General features: G+C 24.8%; 6 protein-coding genes. All 6 read right to left on the bottom strand.

Annotated features, from left to right (window positions below; all coding sequences use genetic code 11):
- Positions 1–348: 348 nt before the first annotated feature.
- Positions 349–918, bottom strand: coding sequence for an anthranilate synthase component II (locus MBCUR_RS00840; RefSeq protein WP_067089031.1), 570 nt, complete (start codon positions 916–918; stop codon positions 349–351).
- Positions 918–1049, bottom strand: coding sequence for a hypothetical protein (locus MBCUR_RS10900; RefSeq protein WP_281190501.1), 132 nt, complete (start codon positions 1047–1049; stop codon positions 918–920). Before MBCUR_RS10900 ends, MBCUR_RS00840 begins: the two co-directional genes overlap by 1 nt.
- A complete protein-coding gene (trpE, locus tag MBCUR_RS00835; RefSeq protein WP_067089034.1) occupies positions 1046–2521 on the bottom strand; it encodes an anthranilate synthase component I in 1476 nt (491 codons plus the stop codon). Before trpE ends, MBCUR_RS10900 begins: the two co-directional genes overlap by 4 nt.
- A gap of 775 nt (positions 2522–3296) precedes the next feature.
- Positions 3297–3929, bottom strand: coding sequence for a GNAT family N-acetyltransferase (locus MBCUR_RS00830; RefSeq protein WP_067089028.1), 633 nt, complete (start codon positions 3927–3929; stop codon positions 3297–3299).
- 216 nt (positions 3930–4145) lie between these two features.
- Positions 4146–4592: a GNAT family N-acetyltransferase gene (locus MBCUR_RS00825; protein ID WP_067089026.1), complete on the bottom strand. Its 447-nt coding sequence runs from the start codon at positions 4590–4592 to the stop codon at positions 4146–4148.
- Between the two features lie 54 nt (positions 4593–4646).
- Positions 4647–5069, bottom strand: coding sequence for a hypothetical protein (locus MBCUR_RS00820; RefSeq protein ID WP_067089023.1), 423 nt, complete (start codon positions 5067–5069; stop codon positions 4647–4649).
- Positions 5070–5458: the final 389 nt, after the last annotated feature.

Genomic DNA, 5458 nt, shown 5'->3' with positions numbered 1-5458 from the left:
TATTAATACCTATTTTTATAAAAAAATAAATATTTAAAAATAATTATAAGTCTTAAATAATTCATATGAATTAGTTAAATTTGAATTAAAATATTTTAAAGAATGATAAAAATTAAAGGTTTAAAAAGAATTATTTTTAGCAAATAGCTATTAATATTAATTAAAATAAAATTTTATTAAATATTTATACTTATTTTTATAATAAAATTCATTATAACTTTATAAATCTAATTTAACTTAATTAATTAAATTTAAACAATTAGATTTTCGAACTGTTGCACAGCCATTTCTATTTTTTCATTTTTTTTTTACTTTATTCTTTTTTTATTAATTTTATTATATTAACTTTTATACAATATTTAAAAAATTTTTTAGAATTTTAGAGCCATCAGGAGTTAAAATAGATTCTGGATGGAATTGTAATCCATATATTGGATATTTTTTATGTGCTATAGCCATTATTTCTCCATCTATGGTTTTTGCTATTGATTCTAACTCTTGAGGGAGTGTATCTTTTATTCCAATAAGTGAATGGTATCGTCCAGCTTTAATTGTTTTATTTAACCATTTAAAAATTGGATTTGAATTATTTATACTTATATTTGATGTTTTACCATGGTATAACTCATTAGCATAAGATATAGTTCCACCAAATACTTGAAAAATAGCTTGATGACCTAAACAAACACCTAAAATAGGAATTTTCCCTTTGAATTCTTTAATTACTTCTGGACTTATTCCTGCATTTTCTGGTCGTCCTGGACCAGGTGAAATAATTATATGGCTTGGATTTTCTTTTTTTATTTCTTTTATATTTATTTTATCATTTCTTTTGATTAGGACATCTGGATTTATTTCTCCAATCATTTGATATAAGTTATATGAAAAGCTGTCGTAATTATCAATTAATAAAATCATTATATTGCTCCATTTTTATTTTTTAACTTTAAGTTTAATGGTAATTGATATCTTTTGTATGGATTTTTCTCATTTCTAATTAAACTATGAATTTTTAATGGATTTATTCTATTGGGGTTTTTAAAAGTCATTTTCCTTCTATTCCCCCTTCTGATATTTTAATTGCAGATACTACTGCCTGTGCTTTATTAATACACTCTTCAAATTCCTTTTCTGGAATACTATCTGCTACTATTCCTGCTCCACTCCTTATAAATACTTTTCCTTTCTTTTTATAAGCTATTCGTATTGCTATTGCTGTGTCCATATTTCCAGAAAAAGATAAATAACCAATAGCTCCCCCATAAATGCCTCTTTTATTGTCTTCTAATTCATTGATTATTTCACATGCCCTTATTTTTGGAGCTCCAGACAATGTTCCAGCAGGTAAAATGGCATCTATAACATCTAAAGCATCTTTATCTTCTCTTATTTCACCTTTAACAGTTGAACCAATATGCATAACATGAGAAAATTTTTCAATTGATAAATATTTTTCTACTTTAACAGATCCAAATTTGCTCACTCTTCCTACATCATTTCTACCTAAATCCACAAGCATATTGTGTTCTGCAAGTTCTTTTTCATCATTTAATAACTCTTCTTCTAGTTTTTTATCTTCTTTTTCAGTTTTTCCTCGAGGTCTTGTTCCTGCCAGTGGAAAAGAAAATAATTCATTGTTTTGAAGTTTAACTAGTGTTTCAGGGGAGGCTCCAGCTATTTCTATATCCTTACTTGAGAAGTAAAACATATATGGAGATGGATTGGTGGTTCTCAAAACTCTATAACTGTCTAAAAGGCTTCCTTCTATTTCAGCCATTATAGGATTTGATAAAACAACTTGGAAAATATCTCCTTCTTTAATATAATTTTTTCCTTTGTTAACAATTTCTACAAACTTTTCCTTAGAGAACAATGGCTTGAAATCTGTTTTTAATTTTAATTTTTCTTCTTTTATCTTTTTTGAATTGAAAATTAATTCTTTTAAAAAATTTAATCTTTTTACCCCATTTTCATATTCTTTTTCAATATTTTTGGTTTTAATATTAATTATTATGTAAATTTTTTGTTTAAAATTATCAAAAGCTATTAATTCGTCAAATAGCATTAAATCGACATCTTTAAAGGATTCTCTATCTTTTGCATCTAATTTTAAGCTTTTTTCACTATATTTTATATAATCATAGGCAAAGTATCCTACTAATCCTCCTGTAAACGGAGGTAATTCTTTAAATGTAGGGCTTTTATATTCATCAAGAATTTTTCGAATGAATTTTTTTGGATTTGATGTTTTTTTTTCAAAGCTTGTACCTTCCTTAATTTTTACAATATTGTCTTCACATGTGATTTCTAGTTTTGGATCAAAGCCTAAAAATGTATATCTTCCCCATTGTTTTGAATCTTCTACACTTTCAAGTATAAAACAATGCCTACTAATTGATTTTATCTTTTTCAATGCTTCAATTGATGTCATGGAGTCTGAAAATAGTTCAATAGCTATTGGAATTCGATTATAGTTTTCAAACTGTTTTTTTTTGATTTCATTAAGTTTTGGAAATATCATAATAATCATTGAATTTTTTTCAAATAAATATTGATTTAATTTTTTTTATTTTAAATTAATTTTTTTATTGTATATTTATTATGAATAATGTACTATTTAAATCTTTGTTGTATAATTTTATACATTAATTTTATACATTAATTTTATGATTATTTTTATAATTATTTTCTATAGATAATTTTTTATATTTAATAGATATATTATTATTTTGGCATATTGGATTTTTTAATGGTGTTTTGGTGGTTTTACATGAGGATAAAATTGTTAGGTTTTTGTTGATTTCTACTAGTTTGCTGGATTTGATTTTGAGTAAGCATGTTTGTTTTTTGTTAAAAATTTGATGAATCAAATTGATTTTGATAAGATTCATTCTAAATATGCTGGAACTGCTTATATGAAGCTTATTCTAAAATTTGTTGGTTAAATTGGCTTTAATGGTTTTATATTGATGATGTTCGTTCTTCTAGTAAAATTGTTAAGTAGATGAGAGAATGTAATTTTTGTATAATATATCATACTTTTTATTATGTCAAGTCTTTTTAAATTTTATGCTTGACTAATTATATAGCAGTTGCACATAATGTTCAATTGCATACGACACTTTTGAGGTTGTGATAAATGAAAACTGTAGGCTTTCAGCAACTGCAAAAATTTGGCGGAGAAAAACTGCACAAAGGATGTAAACTCGACTGTGCTTTTTCATAGGCTAAGCCCACTACTGTGGGTGTAGCATATACAGTCCTGTTGTATGTAGCTGGGACATACTCCATTATTTTTATAATGTTTTATTCACTAATTCATTAAATCTTTCCTGGGTCTTTGTAATTCCTTTTTCTTTTTTATAAAATTCTTTTTCAAATTCCTCAAATTCTTTTTCATTTATTTCATACATTTTCCCTTCATCAAATATTCCCTTTATTCCATTCAGTGCATTTGGATATAGCTCCAAAACCAATAATGTTGCGGGATATTTTTTGTCTTTATTTGTTATGTTATATTTTTTCGATTCCTTAAACCCAAATCTTTTATAATATTCAGGATCACCATATATTATTATTGCCTTATAGCCCATATCCTTAGATAAATTCAGGGTATGCTTTATTAATTTACTTCCAATTCCTTTATTTTGATATTTTGGTAATACACTTATTGGTCCAAATGTTAATACAACATATTCTTTATCCATATCTTTTATTTTTGATTCTACATATACAATATTTCCAATAATTTCATTTTCATAAATTGCTACAAAATCCAATTCTTTAATAAATTCATTGGTTTTCCTTAAATTATGAATGAGTAAATGCTCATCACATCCTGGAAAATGCACATTCCAGAATGCTTCTCTGCTTAGTTCCTCAACGATTCTATAATCTTTTTCTTCTTCAAGTCTTAATATAATTTCCATAAAACCACATAATACATTATTTTACAAAATCAGTCAATGGATATTTCATATTTTTTTAAATATTCAATAAATTTTAGCCACAAATGCACAAAAACTGCAGGTTGACTGTGTTTTTTCGTAGGTCAAGCCCATTACTGTGGGCACAGCATATACAGCCCTGTTATGTGCAGTTTTGTCTGCTTTATATATTTTTTATCCCTATTTTTTATAAATTATTTAATCAAATTCTATTTTTAAATATATCATGTCTTTTAGTTCATTTCCATTTTCAATTATTTTATGATCATAATTATTCACAAAAAAGTCTTTTATTTTATGAGAATATTCAAAACCACATTTCTTATAGAAATTTATTGTCTTTTCATCCTCTCCTGTCCCAACTAATAATGTTTTACAAATGTTTTTATATTTTTCTACAATATATTTTACCATATAATGTCCGTACCCATTTCCTTGATATTTTTCATAGGTTGCCAAATTTTTAATTTCACAAATTGTACCACTTTCATTTGTAGCCAAACATACCGTTTTTAGGTCGTCGTCATATAATGCATACAAATGCCCTCTAAAAAGATATTTATAAATCATACTCTCCTGTTCATCTCCCAATAGTAAAATATCCATGTATTTTTCTTTATTATGGATGATTTCCTTAATTTCCATTATATCCTACTGTATCGTTTTATTTTGAAAAAATACTTTATTTTGTCAATATTTTTATATTCGTTTAAAAATATTATTTTTTAGCATCTTTATTAAATTAACTGAGCCAATTAGAAGCAATATAATGCCTATTATGACCCCAAATAATATTAATCCTGGTGGTTCAATAAAAACACCTTTAAAAGCATAGCTTAAAATACCATAAATCACAAATCCACCAAAGAATAATGGTAATATTATGATTGATTTTATCTTATTATTTATGATATTTATATTATGTATCCCTAAATATAGCAACATTACACAGGAGAACAACATGTATAAACTTAAAATAGGAGTATCGTCAATACTGGGATAAAATAAAAATATTCCCCCTGATAATACTCCAAAAAAAAGTGGTAAAATAATATTTGTTTTAAAATATTTTTTTAAATCGATTTTTCTTCTCTGATAATTGAATAATTTTTTATTAGCCATTTAGTCACCTTTAAAACTTTCATACCATAATGTATCATGCTTTTTTTATCTCAAGCCTTTTTTAAATTTTATTTAAATTTTATATTTTTATCATGCCATCAAACACCTATTATCTCCAGTTTCATTAAATCATTTTTTTCTTCAAAAAATAATTTCCTTAAGAATTATAATCATTTAAAACTATTACATATGAATTATTTATTCCATCATCATTATATAAAAACCATTCAACAAATATAGCATATTTTCTTAAAAGTTTCTAAATATAGTTTATATTGGAAAGTTTAAAAACAAATTATAAAATAACTATAATTTATGTTTATGGTACTAAAATTGCATATTCACACATATCTGCAATTAATAAATCATTGTTTTTATCAAAAATAAAT

Source organism: Methanobrevibacter curvatus (assembly GCF_001639295.1).
Taxonomy (GTDB): Archaea; Methanobacteriota; Methanobacteria; order Methanobacteriales; family Methanobacteriaceae; genus Methanoflexus; species Methanoflexus curvatus.
This window is presented reverse-complemented; position numbering and strand designations above follow the sequence as displayed.

Bases quoted from the DNA above. Each gene is read 5' to 3' on its own strand.
- trpE (WP_067089034.1), bottom strand. From the start codon at position 2,521: ATGATATTTCCAAAACTTAATGAAATCAAAAAAAAACAGTTTGAAAAC.
- MBCUR_RS00830 (WP_067089028.1), bottom strand. From the start codon at position 3,929: ATGGAAATTATATTAAGACTTGAAGAAGAAAAAGATTATAGAATCGTT.
- MBCUR_RS00840 (WP_067089031.1), bottom strand. From the start codon at position 918: ATGATTTTATTAATTGATAATTACGACAGCTTTTCATATAACTTATAT.
- MBCUR_RS00825 (WP_067089026.1), bottom strand. From the start codon at position 4,592: ATGGAAATTAAGGAAATCATCCATAATAAAGAAAAATACATGGATATT.
- MBCUR_RS00820 (WP_067089023.1), bottom strand. From the start codon at position 5,069: ATGGCTAATAAAAAATTATTCAATTATCAGAGAAGAAAAATCGATTTA.
- MBCUR_RS10900 (WP_281190501.1), bottom strand. From the start codon at position 1,049: ATGACTTTTAAAAACCCCAATAGAATAAATCCATTAAAAATTCATAGT.